Source organism: Citrobacter sp. Cu233, assembly GCF_030332225.1.
Taxonomy (GTDB): Bacteria; Pseudomonadota; Gammaproteobacteria; order Enterobacterales; family Enterobacteriaceae; genus Citrobacter.
In genome coordinates, this window is the sequence record NZ_JAOWIF010000033.1 from 331,779 (window position 1) to 347,361 (window position 15,583).

The following is a 15,583-nucleotide window of genomic DNA, read 5'->3' on the forward strand; positions in this document are numbered from 1 at the left end:
CAGCGCCCAGTATGTGGGCAAAGCGAGAAGATGTCACCCTCTGAAAATAGCGTTGCCGGATGAAGGGGGTGCCTTATCCGGCCTGCGGGGTGCAATTCCAGACCGGATAAGGCGCGAAGGCGTTGCCATCCGGTAACGTATTTACTTCTGTAGACGAGCCTCAATGGCATCCATCAGCATTCCGGTAATAGAGACCGGGAATTCCGCTTCGATTTCACGAATACAGGTTGGGCTGGTGACGTTAATTTCCGTCAGGCGATCGCCAATGATATCCAGTCCGACAAAGATCAGACCTTTGGCTTTCAGCGTTGGTCCAATGCGACGGGCAATTTCCCAGTCACTGTCGGTTAATGGGCGCGGTTCGCCACGACCACCGGCAGCCAGGTTACCTCGGGTTTCCCCACCCTGCGGAATGCGCGCCAGGCAATACGGTACAGGTTCGCCATCGACTACCAGGACACGCTTGTCGCCGTCTTTAATTGCTGGCAGATAGTTCTGCGCCATGCAGTAGCGGGTACCGTGCTCGGTCAGCGTTTCGGCAATGACGCCGAGGTTTGGATCGCCTTCCTTCACACGAAAGATGGATGCGCCGCCCATGCCGTCCAGCGGTTTGAGAATAATATCGTTGTGCTTTTGCCAGAAGGCTTTCAGCTGCGCTTTGTTACGCGTGACCAGCGTTTCTGGTGTCAGGTCGGCGAACCAGGCGGTGAACAGCTTTTCGTTGCAATCACGCAGGCTTTGCGGCTTGTTAACGATCAGCGTCCCTTGCTCTTCTGCACGTTCCAGAATGTAGGTTGCGTAGATGAACTCAGTATCAAACGGAGGGTCCTTACGCATCAGGATGACGTCCAGATCTGCCAGCGGAAGATCCTGTTCGTTGTTGAACTCATACCATTTGTCGTAGTTCTGCTCGACGCTCAGAGTACGCGTACGGGCGCGGGCTTCCCCATTGATCAGATAAAGATCGGCCATCTCCATATAGTGAAGTTCATAACCACGACGTTGTGCTTCCAGCAGCATAGCGAAGCTGGAATCTTTCTTGATGTTGATGCTTGTGATGGGATCCATCACGATGCCGAGCTTGATCATGTTCTTCTCCATTTAGGCTTTAGCCCAGATCACCAAAACGCACCTGTAGCGCGGTAATGGCGGTGAGCGCAGTTGTCTCTGTACGCAGAACGCGAGGTCCTAACAGGATATCAGTAAATTGATAACGTGCGGTCATGGCAATTTCATCTGCCGACAGCCCACCTTCCGGGCCAATCAGCAAGCGGATACGCTCTACGGGTAGCGGCAGTGTGTTAATGCTGGCGCTGGCACGTGGGTGCAGGTTCAACTTCAACCCTTCGTCCTGTTCGGCGCACCATGCTTCCAGATCCATTGCCGGGCGAATTTCAGGTACCCGGTTACGACCGCACTGTTCGCAGGCGGCAATGGCAATTTTCTGCCACTGCTGGAGTTTCTTGTTCAGGCGTTCACTGTCCAGTTTAACGCCGCAGCGCTCAGAAAAAAGTGGCGTAATGAGGCTTACACCCAGTTCGATCGATTTCTGGATAGTGAATTCCATTTTTTCGCCACGTGACATGACTTGTCCAAGATGGATATGCAACGGTGATTCACGGTCGTCGAGTTCAGCGTTAATGACCTTCACGTCCACGCTTTTCTTACTGGCATGGGTGATTTCGGCGTCAAAAACCTGATTACTGCCGTCAAACAGTTGTAGCGCCTGGCCTGGCCCCATACGCAGCACGCGGCCGATATGGTTGGCGGCATCTTCACACAGTGAAATTTGGCTGCCGGAGGAGAGTGGTTCAGGGTGATAAATGCGGGGAATGCGCATAGTTAACCATCCGCGTCATGGCCCTGGCCGACAAAACGGCAGGGCATGGGTTAAAAATATTGACGCTAGTGTAGGTTAGCTCTTTTGCGCCTGGCAAGCGCGTTGCACGTATGGGTTATGGTTCCCCTGTACCTTCGCAATACGTTCATCACGTTCACACTCCCAGTCGGTCACCGGATATTGCTTATTCCAGGCATTAAAAAGCTGGGTTTGTTGGCGGGAAAGCGTCAGGTTGTACTGGTCGCGCATGTAAAAATAGGTGCGTGCAATGGCGCCACGGGCACGGGCTGGCGGCTCGGCAACTTTCTCTTTGAAATCGACCTTCATGGTGCATTGTCCATATTGGCCTTCGCCGCCGTTCCACTGGCTGTACATGAAGTTAGCGCGATCGCCATTGACTTCACCCACCGCCGGCTGCAGGTTGTGCATATCACTTTCCATCTTGCGATAGACCGGATCTTTGGCGCAGTTTTTACGTCCGCCGTCCTGCCAGCACTGGCGTTGATGACCAAATTGCCAGGCGGGTACTACGTGTTCCCATTCAATTCGGCTGGCTCGGTTTTCATTTTTTCGCACTTTGTAGCCGCAGGATTCGAGGTCCACGACCCCTTTTTTGCCTTGCCAGTTAATTTTACAACCACAGTAGAAATCGCCTGGCGCATCGGCGTTAACTTTGACGCCCGCTGCTTTTGCCTGAGAAAAACTGTTGATGCCTTCGGCGAAAACCGGGCCTGAAAACGCAGCGGCTAAGATGGCCACTGCAAAAGAAAGATTACGGTACATCACGAACTCCGTGTCAAAACGAGCCCGCAACGTAGCGAAAGTTATTCCTGTATGCAATCAGTTAGAGCAGAAAAGTTCCTGATTATTCTGCAACCAGCGGCTCACCGCAGTGGACGCAGCGGTAGGTGGCTTCACCGCGTACAACGCGGTTATGGCGGCGGACCGTCAGTTGGTGTTCCTGGCACTTACAGCGGTAGGTAAAGGTCTTACGCTGTACGGATTGCAGTTCAAACTGATGCGTGCGTCGGGCCGGAACGCCCAGCACGCTCTCCATCATCCATTTCCACTCTTTGCCGTGTGGCGGTACGCGGCCAAAGTGCTTCCACACCAGCAAATGCGCCAGTTCATGTGGAACGACTTCATTCACGAACGCGTCGACATTTTCCATCAGCAGTACCGGATTGAGGCGGATTTCGTAGGTTTGTAACCACGCGGTGCCTGCAGCGGTGCCGCGCTGTTGGTACACCAGCTTAGGTTCCGGGTAATTACGCTCGAGCTTAAGATTGGCCTGTGCGAGTTTTTCCCGCAGGCTGCGCATAACGGCTTGCTGGATAGCGATGGGAAGACGGGAGGTTTTCATAACGCCAGAGGATAGTGCGACAGGGAAGGGACTGCAAGAGGAAGGCTTCCTCCCGGCGGGAGGAAGCAATGAGGTGATTAATCGTGTGCGCCAATTTCGCGCAGTTTACGACCTTTCATCAGATTACGTTCGATGTGTTCCAAAGAGACGTTTTTGGTTTCCGGAATCAGCCACAGGGTCAGGAAGATGAACAATACGTTCAGACCACCATAGACCCAGAAGGTGTTGGCACTGCCCAGCGAGTTCAGCATCGTCAGGAAGGTTGCGCCGACAATCATGTTGGCTATCCAGTTGGTTGCGGTAGAGCAGGTGATACCGAAATCGCGGCCTTTCAGCGGCTGAATTTCAGAGCACAGTACCCAAATCAGCGGACCGGCACTCATGGCGAAGCCAACAATAAACATCAGCAGCATCAGCACCGCGAAGTATTGGGCGGTGGCAGAGTGAATGCCCACGTGCATCATCGTGCCCAGTACGCCCATACCGACAGCCATGACGATAAAGCCGAGGATCAGAGTAGGTTTACGGCCCCAACGGTCAACCAGACCAATGGCGATAAAGGTGGCCAGCACGTTAGTCAGACCAACGATGACGGTCCCCCACATCTGTTCAGTGGTATTGGTATAACCCGCCAGTTCAAAGATTTTTGGCGCGTAGTACATGATGACGTTCATCCCGGTGAACTGCTGCATCACCTGTAACAGTACGCCCAGGAATACCGCGCGACGGAAGTTGCTATTTTCTTTAAACAGCGCCCAGCCACTCTGTTTTACCTGCAGGCTTTCACGAATCTCATCCAGCTCGCGCTTAGCTTCTGCACTGGTATCACGCAGGCGCAACAGGACGCGCTCGGCATCGACAAAGCGACGTTTAGCCGCGAACCAGCGCGGACTGTCTGGCAGGAAGATAACGCCCACCAGCAGTAACAAAGCCGGGATGATGATCACGCCCAGCATCCAGCGCCATGCGCCACTGTAGCTAAACGCGGTATCGGACAGGTAGGCACCAAGGATCCCGATGGTAATCATCAACTGATACATGGAGATCATGCTGCCACGAATTTTTTCCGGCGCGATTTCGGACAGATAAAGCGGCGCGGTGTAAGACGCAACGCCGACAGCCAGACCCAACAGTACGCGAGAAACCAACAGTACTTCCACGTTAGGCGCCGCTGCGGAGAACAGTGAACCGGCAACAAACAGGATGGCGCCGATCATCAGGCTTTTTTTACGACCCAGTTTGAAAGAGAGCCAGCCGCTACCGACAGCACCGACTGCTGCACCAAACATCATGGAGCTCACCACCCATTCCTGAGTGTGTGCAGTAATTTGGAACTCATCGGTGATGAAAGGTAAAGCACCAGCAATAACACCGATATCCAGGCCAAAAAGTAATCCTGCCAGGGCTGCAAGGAAGCAGACAAAGAATGTCATGGCTTTGTTGGAACGCCCCGCTTTTTTATAGTCAGGCATGATGCCCTCCGGTTGGGTAACTAGTTTTGTTGATGTTAAGGGTAGGTGAGTACGGGGTAAAAAAATGCGAATCACATCACATTAGTGTAATCGGTTACACTAACATTCATCATGATTATTAATTAACTATTTGAAAATTAACATTTTACAGTGCGATTAAATATGGCTGATTGCCTGAAATTAAGGCAATCCTGAAAAGTAATGTAACAGTGATGCAGGCGCGGCGGAAAAGAGATGTTAACTCGTTGTGGATAGAAAATCGGTGGTATGTAATCGCTTTCATTATTTTTGAAAGAGAGGGTTCACTGTATTGTTCAGGTGACGAGGTATTGGGGGTAAATTGGGGAATAAAAAAAGACCAGCACGAGGCTGGTCTTAATAAGCGGACAGTCTTCAGTAAATTACTTCAGACCGGCAGCGTCACGCAGCAGTTGCGCTTTGTCGGTTTTTTCCCATGGGAAATGTTCACGACCAAAGTGACCGTATGCTGCGGTTTCTTTGTAGATCGGGTGCAGCAGATCCAGCATCTGAATCAGGCCGTATGGACGCAGATCGAAGAACTCGCGCACCAGCAGGGTTAGCTGTTCTGAAGGTACTTTTTCGGTACCAAAGGTTTCAACCATGATAGAGGTTGGTTCAGCTACACCGATAGCGTAGGAAACCTGAATCTCACAACGGTCTGCCAGACCTGCAGCGACGATATTTTTTGCCACATAACGTGCAGCGTATGCCGCAGAACGGTCAACTTTAGACGGATCTTTACCGGAGAATGCACCGCCACCGTGACGGGCCATGCCGCCGTAGGTATCAACGATGATTTTACGACCGGTCAGACCGCAGTCGCCCATTGGGCCGCCGATCACAAAACGACCCGTCGGGTTGATGAAGAATTTGGTCGCAGCGGTCAGCCATTCGGTCGGCAGTACCGGCTTGATGATCTCTTCCATGACAGCTTCTTGCAGAGATTTCTGGTCGATATCTTCAGCATGCTGAGTCGACAGAACCACGGCATCAATACCGACAATTTTACCGTCGTCATACTGGAAAGTGACCTGGCTTTTTGCATCCGGGCGCAGCCACGGCAGAGTACCGTTTTTGCGTACTTCAGCCTGACGTTGTACCAGACGATGCGCGTAGGTGATTGGCGCAGGCATCAGCACGTCGGTTTCATTGGTTGCATAACCAAACATCAGGCCCTGGTCGCCAGCGCCTTGTTCCAGCGGATCCGCGCGGTCAACACCCTGGTTGATATCCGGGGACTGCTTACCGATAGCGCTCAGAACTGCGCAAGAGTTAGCGTCAAAGCCCATGTCGGAATGCACATAACCGATTTCGCGAACCGTATTACGCGTGATCTCTTCGATATCGACCCATGCGCTGGTGGTGATTTCACCGCCAACTAAAACCATACCGGTTTTGACATAGGTTTCGCAGGCGACGCGCGCTTTCGGATCCTGCTCGAGGATTGCATCCAGCACGGCATCAGAGATTTGGTCAGCGATTTTGTCAGGATGCCCTTCTGATACGGACTCGGACGTAAAAAGGTGTTTTGCCATATTTAATTTCACCTAAGGAATATTTTGTTAGCTCAAACTGTCGAGTGGAATAGCCATGTGTAGAAGATTCTACCATGAGTCTGCAGATGACGGACACTGGCAGTCTGAGTGTTAATCGGTATAGATGGATTAACATCTGGATGGCTATTTTAGGATACTTCATCGCCTGATTTCCAGCTTTTTTTGATTAAGGTCGCATTGTACTGAAAATGTAACTGGAAATTTTTCCTGACGGTGCTGGCAATGTGTGCATTTATCTTTTGCTTTTTGATCTTCTTATCGGTATAAAACGCGGCGCGCGGCTCATATCCGTCATACTTCAAGTTGCATGTGCGTTGGCTTCCTCGCTCGCCCCAGTCACTTACTCATGTAAGCTCCCGGGGACTCTCTGCGTTGCCGCCTTCCCACAACTTGAATTATATAGGATAGACAAAAGCACACGACGTTTTCATCGTGTTGCCACTTCCAGCCGGGTTAACACTTTAGCTTTAGCTTTGGCTTGTGGGTTCGTTCCGTGTGGAGCGACCGTGGAGGTGATACGAGATAATGAACCGTTGTATTCTGCTGAATCTGTCACACCGTTCTGGTGTACATATGTCCCCCGCAATCTGCATCTTGCATACCTGCCGATGTTATACCCATCTCGGCGCTTCTCAGGACTCCAGGGCCGGTAACGGCAACTAAGAACTGAACAAGGGCGCTCTTGGTAAACAAGAGTTTTCTCGTGGTTTCGCCGAACCGTCAGCATTAAGTTCGGTTACGTGTTTACAATGATATGAAAAAGAAACCGGTCGCACAGTCGGAGCGTCAGCACTATCTGCTGGAAAATCTGCCTGTTTATGGGTTGTTATCGCCTCTTCGGATTGCGATAGTAGTCAACTGTTTTACACTTGTTAATAAAATCTGAGGTTCGCTATGTCTGACGACATTTCCATGGGTTCGCCTTCGTCAGCGGGCGGACAGGGTGTACTACGCTCCATGCAGGAGGTTGCAATGAGTTCCCAGGAAGCCAGCAAGATGCTGCGTACATACAATATTGCCTGGTGGGGTAATAACTACTACGACGTCAACGAACTCGGCCACATCAGTGTGTGTCCGGACCCTGACGTCCCGGAAGCACGCGTTGATCTTGCCGAGCTGGTAAAAGCCCGTGAAGCGCAGGGGCAACGTTTGCCTGCGCTGTTCTGCTTCCCGCAGATCCTGCAGCACCGTCTGCGTTCGATTAACGCCGCGTTCAAGCGCGCCCGTGAATCTTACGGCTATAAGGGTGATTATTTCCTCGTTTACCCGATCAAGGTCAACCAACATCGTCGCGTGATTGAATCGTTGATCCACTCCGGCGAACCGCTGGGACTGGAAGCGGGTTCGAAAGCGGAACTGATGGCAGTGCTGGCGCACGCGGGTATGACCCGTAGCGTGATTGTCTGTAACGGCTATAAAGACCGCGAATACATTCGCCTGGCGCTGATTGGCGAGAAGATGGGCCATAAAGTCTATCTGGTCATCGAGAAGATGTCTGAAATCGCTATTGTACTGGATGAAGCTGAACGTCTGAATGTGGTTCCGCGTCTGGGCGTACGTGCGCGTCTGGCATCGCAAGGTTCCGGTAAATGGCAGTCCTCCGGCGGTGAAAAATCCAAGTTTGGCCTGGCAGCAAACCAGGTACTGCAACTGGTAGAAATTCTGCGTGAGCGCGGCCGTCTGGACAGCATCCAACTGTTGCACTTCCACCTCGGTTCGCAGATGGCGAACATTCGCGATATCGCCACCGGCGTGCGTGAATCTGCGCGTTTTTACGTTGAACTGCATAAGTTAGGTGTGAACATCCAGTGCTTCGACGTGGGCGGTGGACTGGGCGTGGACTACGAAGGGACACGTTCGCAGTCTGACTGTTCGGTCAACTACGGTCTGAATGAATACGCCAACAATATTATCTGGGCGATTGGCGATGCCTGTGAAGAACATGGCCTGCCGCACCCGACGGTGATCACCGAATCCGGTCGTGCCGTTACCGCGCATCATACCGTACTGGTGTCGAACATTATCGGCGTTGAGCGTAGCGAACACACCGAGGCAACGCCTCCGGCTGACGATGCGCCGCGCGCCCTGCAAAGTATGTGGGAAACGTGGCAGGAGATGCACGAGCCGGGTACCCGTCGCTCGTTACGTGAATGGTTGCACGATAGCCAGATGGACTTGCATGATATTCACGTCGGCTACTCTTCTGGCACTTTTAGCCTGCAGGAACGCGCATGGGCTGAACAGCTCTATCTGAATATGTGTCACGAGGTGCAGAAACAACTCGACCCGAGCAACCGCGCGCATCGTCCGATTATCGACGAGCTGCAGGAACGTATGGCGGATAAGATTTACGTCAACTTCTCGCTGTTCCAGTCGATGCCGGATGCGTGGGGTATCGATCAGTTGTTCCCGGTGATGCCGCTGGAAGGGTTGAATCAGGTACCTGAGCGCCGCGCGGTGCTGCTGGACATTACCTGTGACTCCGACGGTGCTATCGATCATTATGTTGATGGCGACGGAATTGCCACCACCATGCCGATGCCGGAATACGATCCGGAGAACCCGCCGATGCTGGGCTTCTTTATGGTAGGGGCTTATCAGGAGATCCTCGGTAACATGCACAACCTGTTCGGTGATACCGAAGCGGTTGACGTGTTCGTCTTCCCTGACGGTAGTGTCGAAGTTGAGTTGTCTGACGAGGGCGATACTGTGGCAGACATGCTGCAGTACGTGCAGTTGGATCCGAATACCCTGCTGACGCAGTTCCGTGACCAGGTGAAAAAAACAGATCTGGATACCGAGTTGCAGCAGCAGTTCCTCGAAGAGTTTGAAGCAGGACTGTACGGTTATACTTATCTCGAAGACGAGTAAGGTTGTGCGGGTCGCTTGAACCCGGACAAATTAACGGCGATAATTCGCCCATACAAGTAGTCACGTAAATCAATCCCTTCCTCGTCGGGCTTAACGACGCGGAGGGGATTTTTTTTCACCGATTTTATAAGAGGTCAGTACATGAGCACCTTAGGTCATCAATACGACAACTCCCTGGTTTCTAACGCCTTTGGTTTTTTGCGTCTGCCGATGAACTTCATGCCATACGACAGCGATGCCGACTGGGTCATCACCGGTGTACCGTTTGATATGGCAACGTCTGGCCGTGCGGGCGGGCGTCATGGTCCGGCAGCGATCCGTCAGGTGTCTACTAACCTGGCCTGGGAACACAACCGTTTCCCGTGGAATTTCGATATGCGCGAGCGTTTGAACGTTGTGGATTGTGGCGATCTGGTTTACGCGTTTGGTGATGCCCGTGAAATGAGCGAAAAGCTGCAGGCGCATGCTGAGAAGCTGCTTTCTGCTGGTAAGCGTATGCTCTCTTTCGGTGGTGACCACTTCGTCACGCTACCGCTGCTGCGCGCCCACGCGAAGCACTTTGGCAAAATGGCGCTGGTGCATTTTGATGCTCATACCGACACCTACGCCAACGGCTGTGAATTTGACCATGGCACGATGTTCTACACTGCGCCGAACGAAGGGCTGATCGATCCGAATCACTCTGTGCAGATTGGTATTCGTACCGAGTTCGACAAAGACAACGGTTTTACCGTGCTGGATGCCTGCCAGGTGAACGATCGCAGTGTGGATGACATCATTGCGCAGGTTAAGCAGATTGTCGGTGATATGCCGGTGTACCTGACTTTTGATATCGACTGTCTGGATCCGGCGTTTGCCCCAGGTACCGGTACGCCAGTGATCGGCGGCCTGACTTCCGATCGTGCCATCAAACTGGTACGTGGTATGAAAGATCTGAACATCGTTGGCATGGACGTTGTAGAAGTCGCGCCTGCTTACGATCAGTCAGAGATCACCGCGCTGGCTGCGGCTACGTTAGCGCTGGAAATGCTGTATATCCAGGCGGCGAAAAAAGGCGAATAACGGGATCGTGCTATTTTACTCGCCATTTTGAACCCGGGCAGTGCTCACCATCCTCACGTACGACGTGTACGCTCCGGTGGTTGTGCGCTGTCCGGTCCTAAACTGGCTTCGTCAATAACGCCCGATCACTGGACTAAATTTGTAGTTCTGTAGGCCGGATAAGGTGTTCACACCGCCATCCGGCACAGTTCGAAGATTATTTGATCCCGTCTGCGCTCATGCGATCGCGAATATGTTGCGCACGTTCTGCGGATGCTGGGTGATCGTCAAACATTGAGCTTTGACGTCCTGCCTCCAGTTTTGCCAGTTTCTCAAAACTGGTGGCTAAACCCGCCGGGTTGATGCCGCGCTTGCGCAACAAATCATACGAGTAATCATCCGCTTCGGATTCCTGACGCTGGGAGAACTGCGAGTTCACCAGTTTCTCGCCAAGATCGCCCAGCTGTGACTGCGACAGGCTGCCGACAATGCCGCCTGCTGAGGCCGCTGCAGCCCGCACGGCGTTGGTGCCCAGCGCAACCTGCATGCCTTTTTTCACGTGACCTAGCGCGACGTGGCCCATTTCGTGGCCGATCACCGCTTCGACTTCGTTGTCGGTCATCATATCCATCAGGCCGCTGTATACGCGGATACAGCCGTTTGCCATGGCAAAGGCATTCACATCTTTCGCCATATACACTTTGTAGTTCACGGGCTGACCGTTAATGTTGTCGCCAAGCGCAGTGGCGATTTTGCCAAGACGCGTCGCATATTCGCTGCCAGCCGGGGCGATGGTAGCTTTGCTGTCCATATCTTTACAGGCCTGATCGCTGAGCGCTTTCACCTGAGCATCGCTCAGGCTGTAGGCCTGAAAAGCCTCTGCGCCCGAAGAAAGCAGTCCATTGGAGTCCATATTCTGGCAACCGGTCAATGCCGTCGCCATGCTCATTGCAAGCAGTAAAGCGCGAATTTTCATGTTTTCTCTTCCGCACAAAGTCAGGATTATTCTAAAAATTGCGTCGTTTGCAGGTAAACCGACGCTCTGTCTAAGTATAAAGAAAAGAACAATAAGCGGGCGAGTAGATTGCGCAACTTGCGCGCATGATCCAGAGATTTCTGAAGCGGTAAAAGGATGCTCCATGTACATGACACGCGGCTTGGGTTACATTGTTGGCACTTTTTTCCGGCGTAGCCCAAAACGCGCTGTCGTCAAGTCGTTAAGGGCACGGCCTTCATTATCCGATCTGGAGTCAAAATGTCCTCACGTAAAGAGCTTGCCAATGCTATTCGTGCGCTGAGCATGGACGCAGTACAGAAAGCCAAATCCGGTCACCCGGGTGCCCCGATGGGTATGGCTGACATTGCCGAAGTCCTGTGGCGTGATTTCCTGAACCACAACCCGACTAACCCGTCCTGGGCTGACCGTGACCGCTTCGTGTTGTCCAACGGCCACGGCTCCATGCTGATTTATAGTCTGCTGCACCTCACCGGCTACGATCTGCCGATGTCCGAGCTGCAGAACTTCCGTCAGCTGCACTCCAAAACGCCGGGTCACCCGGAAGTGGGTTACACCGCTGGTGTGGAAACCACGACGGGTCCTTTGGGTCAGGGTATTGCGAATGCCGTGGGTATGGCTATTGCTGAAAAAACACTGGCGGCGCAGTTTAACCGTCCGGGCCACGACATTGTTAACCACTTCACTTATGCCTTCATGGGCGACGGCTGCATGATGGAAGGTATCTCTCACGAGGTATGTTCCCTGGCCGGTACGCTGAAGCTGGGCAAACTGGTGGCGTTCTACGATGACAACGGTATCTCCATCGATGGTCACGTTGAAGGCTGGTTCACCGATGACACCGCTAAGCGTTTTGAAGCTTACGGCTGGCATGTGGTTCGTGGCGTAGATGGTCACGATGCTGACGCGATTAAGCGCGCCGTTGAAGAAGCACGTGCAGTGACCGACAAACCGTCCCTGCTGATGTGCAAAACCATCATCGGTTTCGGTTCCCCGAACAAAGCCGGTACCCACGACTCTCACGGTGCACCGCTGGGCGATGCAGAAATTGCACTGACCCGCGAACAGCTGGGCTGGAAATACGCGCCGTTCGAAATCCCGTCTGAAATCTACGCGCAGTGGGATGCAAAAGAAGCAGGCCAGGCAAAAGAAGCTGCATGGAACGAGAAGTTTGCTGCTTATGCGAAAGCTTTCCCGCAGGAAGCCGCTGAATTCACCCGTCGTATGAAAGGTGAAATGCCGTCTGACTTCGACGCAAAAGCGAACGAATTCATTGCTAAGCTGCAGGCTAACCCGGCGAAAATCGCCAGCCGTAAAGCGTCTCAGAACGCGATTGAAGCGTTTGGTCCGTTGCTGCCTGAATTCCTCGGCGGCTCTGCAGATCTCGCGCCATCTAACCTGACGCTGTGGTCTGGTTCTAAAGCTATCAACGAAGATACTGCCGGTAACTACATCCATTACGGTGTACGTGAATTTGGTATGACCGCTATCGCCAACGGCATCTCTCTGCACGGTGGTTTCTTGCCGTACACTTCCACCTTCCTGATGTTCGTGGAATATGCCCGTAACGCGGTGCGTATGGCTGCGCTGATGAAACAGCGTCAGGTAATGGTTTACACCCACGACTCCATCGGTCTGGGCGAAGATGGCCCGACTCACCAGCCGGTAGAGCAGGTCGCTTCTCTGCGTGTGACTCCGAACATGAGCACATGGCGTCCGTGTGACCAGGTTGAATCTGCGGTAGCGTGGAAATACGGTGTTGAGCGTCAGGACGGCCCGACCGCACTGATCCTCTCCCGTCAGAACCTGGCGCAGCAGGAACGTACTGCAGAACAGCTGGCAAACATCGCTCGCGGTGGTTACGTGCTTAAAGACTGTGCCGGTCAACCGGAACTGATCTTTATTGCTACCGGCTCTGAAGTTGAGCTGGCGGTGGCTGCATGGGACAAACTGACTGCGGAAGGCGTTAAAGCGCGCGTGGTTTCCATGCCGTCTACCGACGCGTTCGACAAACAGGATGCGGCTTACCGCGAATCCGTTCTGCCGAAAGCGGTCTCCGCGCGTGTTGCTATCGAAGCGGGCATCGCGGACTACTGGTTCAAATACGTGGGCCTGAACGGCGCAATTGTCGGGATGACGACTTTTGGTGAGTCTGCACCGGCAGAACTGCTGTTTGAAGAGTTCGGCTTCACCGTAGACAACGTGGTCGCGAAAGCAAAAGAACTGCTGTAATTTCGCTTACAGGTGAAAACGGGTCGCTCAGGTGGCCCGTTTTTTTAATCAAAGTAAATTTTATTTACCCTACGCAACCCGATATTGTGGATCTACATCACAAATATGACATTCAGTGTTATTTGATATTTGCAATGAGTGTCACATAATTAGTGTTGCTTTTTATTTTTGACTTCTCAATTTATTGTTTTTAAAGACATCATGTAAAAATATCTTGCACCGTCTGTATTTTTCTCCTCGATTGATTTCATTTTGCCGCACGCGTATTTTATTTTTAACGTTAACTCGTACCCTAAAAATAAAATAAGGAAAATGTATGCGGCTGATTGATTACTTTCCCGAATCATCTATCTCAATAAAAAATTCAGCACAGAACTGGCAGGAGGCAATTGACTTTTCAATGTCATCTTTACTCGCCAACCATTATGTCAACTCAGATTATATTCAGGCTATAAAAGATTCAACGATTAACAATGGCCCTTATTATATTTTAGCGCCTGGCGTCGCCATGCCACACGCTCGTCCAGAATGTGGTGCGTTAAAAACCGGGATGTCATTAACGCTTCTTAAACAGGAGGTGAGATTTTCCGAAGATGATGAAGGTATCAGATTATTAATCGGGTTATCGGCGGCAAATGCTGACTCACATATTGGCGCTATTCAGGCCTTGAGCGAATTATTATGTGAAGAGCAGACATTAACTGCTTTGTTAGCGGCTAAATCAGAAAAACAACTGGCGGATATTATCGCCCACGCATAATTCACAGTTTCCTTTCAGGACATTATTATGGAAAACAAGTCTGCTCGTGCCAAAGTCCAGGCTTTTGGTGGGTTTTTGACAGCAATGGTCATTCCCAACATCGGCGCGTTTATTGCCTGGGGTTTTATAACCGCATTGTTTATTCCAACCGGTTGGATGCCGAATGAACATTTCGCCAAAATTGTCGGTCCGATGATTACCTATTTACTGCCCGTCATGATTGGCTCCACAGGGGGACACCTGGTTGGCGGGAAACGTGGTGCAGTCATGGGAGGCATTGGTTCTATTGGCGTGATTGTGGGCGCGGATATCCCGATGTTCCTTGGCGCGATGGTGATGGGACCGCTTGGCGGTTGGGTGATTAAGCATATTGACCGCCTGCTGGAAAAACGCATTCCTGCAGGCTTCGAGATGGTTATCAATAACTTCTCCCTTGGTATTGCGGGAATGTTCTTATGCTTGCTGGGGTTTGAAGTCATTGGCCCGGCGGTTCTCATTGCGAATAATTTTGTGAAGGAGTGTATTGAAGCGTTGGTTCATGCAGGCTATCTGCCGTTGCTATCCGTAATCAATGAACCGGCGAAAATTCTCTTTCTGAATAATGCTATCGATCAAGGCGTGTATTATCCCCTGGGAATGCAGCAAGCTTCAGAAACGGGAAAATCGATTTTCTTTATGGTGGCATCCAACCCTGGGCCGGGGTTAGGTCTGTTGCTCGGCTTTGCTATTTTTGGCAAAGGGATGAGTAAAAAATCCGCGCCGGGTGCCATGATCATCCACTTCCTCGGTGGTATTCATGAACTGTATTTCCCGTATGTGCTGATGAAGCCTCTGACCCTGATTGCGATGATTGCCGGGGGAATGACCGGGACGTGGGTATTCCATCTGCTTGACGGTGGGTTAGTTGCGGGTCCGAGTCCTGGATCAATATTCGCCTACCTGGCATTAACACCAAAAGGATCGTTCCTCGCGACCATTGCAGGAGTCACCGCGGGTACAATAGTTACGTTTGTTATTACCTCTGTCATCCTGAAAATGGAAAAGAACGTCGAAACAGAAAGTGAAGATGACTTTGCTGAATCAGCCAGAGCCGTCAAAGCGATGAAGCAGGAAGGTAAATTCTCTTATAAAAATATTAAACGCGTCGCTTTTGTCTGTGATGCGGGAATGGGGTCCAGCGCGATGGGGGCAACCACGTTTCGTAAGCGTCTGGAGAAAGCGGGATTGAATATTAATGTGACGCATTATGCCATCGAAAACGTTCCGCAAGATGCTGATATTATTGTCACCCATGCCAGTCTTGAAGGTCGTGTTAAACGTGTGAGTGAAAAGCCATTAGTACTGATTAAGAACTACATTGGTGACCCACTGTTGGATGATTTATTTAAACGCATTACTGCGAACTAACCTTC

Annotated in this window: 14 protein-coding genes; 7 read left to right on the forward strand and 7 right to left on the reverse strand. The window is 51.8% G+C overall.

The genetic code is table 11. The features are described from left to right. Nucleotides 1-141: 141 nt before the first annotated feature. From gshB to metK, 6 genes are all read right to left on the reverse strand, one after another. On the reverse strand, nt 142-1,089 hold the full coding sequence (gshB, locus tag OGX95_RS11715) for a glutathione synthase (protein WP_271455076.1): 948 nt from the start codon (nt 1,087-1,089) through the stop codon (nt 142-144). Nucleotides 1,090-1,108: 19 nt separating this feature from the next. After that, the gene (gene rsmE, locus OGX95_RS11720; RefSeq protein WP_286629527.1) at nt 1,109-1,840 is read right to left on the reverse strand and encodes a 16S rRNA (uracil(1498)-N(3))-methyltransferase; all 732 of its coding nucleotides are present in this window, start codon (nt 1,838-1,840) and stop codon (nt 1,109-1,111) included. Nucleotides 1,841-1,915: 75 nt separating this feature from the next. Further along, nucleotides 1,916-2,623, reverse strand: a complete 708-nt coding sequence (gene endA, locus OGX95_RS11725; protein WP_286629529.1) for a deoxyribonuclease I — start codon at nt 2,621-2,623, stop codon at nt 1,916-1,918. Between the two features lie 82 nt (nt 2,624-2,705). Then, a complete protein-coding gene (locus OGX95_RS11730) occupies nt 2,706-3,203 on the reverse strand; it encodes a SprT family zinc-dependent metalloprotease (RefSeq protein ID WP_286629530.1) in 498 nt (165 codons plus the stop codon). A 77-nt stretch (nt 3,204-3,280) separates the two neighbouring features. After that, complete coding sequence (gene galP, locus OGX95_RS11735; RefSeq protein ID WP_286629531.1) at nt 3,281-4,675, reverse strand: galactose/proton symporter; 1,395 nt, start codon at nt 4,673-4,675, stop codon at nt 3,281-3,283. A 401-nt stretch (nt 4,676-5,076) separates the two neighbouring features. After that, entirely contained in the window at nt 5,077-6,231 is a 1,155-nt protein-coding gene (metK, locus tag OGX95_RS11740) for a methionine adenosyltransferase (RefSeq protein ID WP_005123306.1), read from the reverse strand. Nucleotides 6,232-6,777: 546 nt separating this feature from the next. Here metK and yqgG point away from each other — a divergent pair. The 4 genes from yqgG to speB all read left to right on the forward strand — a co-directional run bounded on the left by yqgG (nt 6,778) and on the right by speB (nt 10,185). After that, complete coding sequence (gene yqgG / locus OGX95_RS11745; RefSeq protein ID WP_269429419.1) at nt 6,778-6,915, forward strand: small protein YqgG; 138 nt, start codon at nt 6,778-6,780, stop codon at nt 6,913-6,915. Between the two features lie 91 nt (nt 6,916-7,006). Beyond that, a complete protein-coding gene (gene yqgB, locus OGX95_RS11750) occupies nt 7,007-7,138 on the forward strand; it encodes an acid stress response protein YqgB (protein WP_137382624.1) in 132 nt (43 codons plus the stop codon). 8 nt (nt 7,139-7,146) lie between these two features. Continuing rightward, on the forward strand, nt 7,147-9,123 hold the full coding sequence (gene speA, locus OGX95_RS11755) for a biosynthetic arginine decarboxylase (protein WP_286629532.1): 1,977 nt from the start codon (nt 7,147-7,149) through the stop codon (nt 9,121-9,123). A gap of 141 nt (nt 9,124-9,264) precedes the next feature. After that, nucleotides 9,265-10,185, forward strand: a complete 921-nt coding sequence (gene speB, locus OGX95_RS11760; protein ID WP_111464971.1) for an agmatinase — start codon at nt 9,265-9,267, stop codon at nt 10,183-10,185. A gap of 196 nt (nt 10,186-10,381) precedes the next feature. On the opposite strand, the gene loiP is transcribed toward speB, so the two are convergent. Further along, entirely contained in the window at nt 10,382-11,140 is a 759-nt protein-coding gene (loiP, locus tag OGX95_RS11765) for a metalloprotease LoiP (protein WP_286629533.1), read from the reverse strand. 279 nt (nt 11,141-11,419) lie between these two features. Here loiP and tkt point away from each other — a divergent pair, with 279 nt between their 5' ends. From tkt to OGX95_RS11780, 3 genes are all read left to right on the forward strand, one after another. After that, the gene (gene tkt, locus OGX95_RS11770) at nt 11,420-13,411 is read left to right on the forward strand and encodes a transketolase (protein ID WP_286629534.1); all 1,992 of its coding nucleotides are present in this window, start codon (nt 11,420-11,422) and stop codon (nt 13,409-13,411) included. Between the two features lie 316 nt (nt 13,412-13,727). Beyond that, nucleotides 13,728-14,171 (forward strand): PTS mannitol transporter subunit IIA, encoded by a 444-nt coding sequence (cmtB, locus tag OGX95_RS11775; RefSeq protein WP_286629535.1) that lies wholly within the window; start codon nt 13,728-13,730, stop codon nt 14,169-14,171. A gap of 27 nt (nt 14,172-14,198) precedes the next feature. After that, complete coding sequence (locus tag OGX95_RS11780) at nt 14,199-15,578, forward strand: PTS mannitol transporter subunit IIBC (protein ID WP_286629536.1); 1,380 nt, start codon at nt 14,199-14,201, stop codon at nt 15,576-15,578. The last annotated feature ends 5 nt before the right edge of the window (nt 15,579-15,583 follow it).

Coding starts and splice junctions, on each gene's coding strand:
- gshB (WP_271455076.1), bottom strand. CDS start 1,089: ATGATCAAGCTCGGCATCGTGATGGATCCCATCACAAGCATCAACATC.
- rsmE (WP_286629527.1), bottom strand. CDS start 1,840: ATGCGCATTCCCCGCATTTATCACCCTGAACCACTCTCCTCCGGCAGC.
- endA (WP_286629529.1), bottom strand. CDS start 2,623: ATGTACCGTAATCTTTCTTTTGCAGTGGCCATCTTAGCCGCTGCGTTT.
- OGX95_RS11730 (WP_286629530.1), bottom strand. CDS start 3,203: ATGAAAACCTCCCGTCTTCCCATCGCTATCCAGCAAGCCGTTATGCGC.
- galP (WP_286629531.1), bottom strand. CDS start 4,675: ATGCCTGACTATAAAAAAGCGGGGCGTTCCAACAAAGCCATGACATTC.
- metK (WP_005123306.1), bottom strand. CDS start 6,231: ATGGCAAAACACCTTTTTACGTCCGAGTCCGTATCAGAAGGGCATCCT.
- yqgG (WP_269429419.1), top strand. CDS start 6,778: ATGAACCGTTGTATTCTGCTGAATCTGTCACACCGTTCTGGTGTACAT.
- yqgB (WP_137382624.1), top strand. CDS start 7,007: ATGAAAAAGAAACCGGTCGCACAGTCGGAGCGTCAGCACTATCTGCTG.
- speA (WP_286629532.1), top strand. CDS start 7,147: ATGTCTGACGACATTTCCATGGGTTCGCCTTCGTCAGCGGGCGGACAG.
- speB (WP_111464971.1), top strand. CDS start 9,265: ATGAGCACCTTAGGTCATCAATACGACAACTCCCTGGTTTCTAACGCC.
- loiP (WP_286629533.1), bottom strand. CDS start 11,140: ATGAAAATTCGCGCTTTACTGCTTGCAATGAGCATGGCGACGGCATTG.
- tkt (WP_286629534.1), top strand. CDS start 11,420: ATGTCCTCACGTAAAGAGCTTGCCAATGCTATTCGTGCGCTGAGCATG.
- cmtB (WP_286629535.1), top strand. CDS start 13,728: ATGCGGCTGATTGATTACTTTCCCGAATCATCTATCTCAATAAAAAAT.
- OGX95_RS11780 (WP_286629536.1), top strand. CDS start 14,199: ATGGAAAACAAGTCTGCTCGTGCCAAAGTCCAGGCTTTTGGTGGGTTT.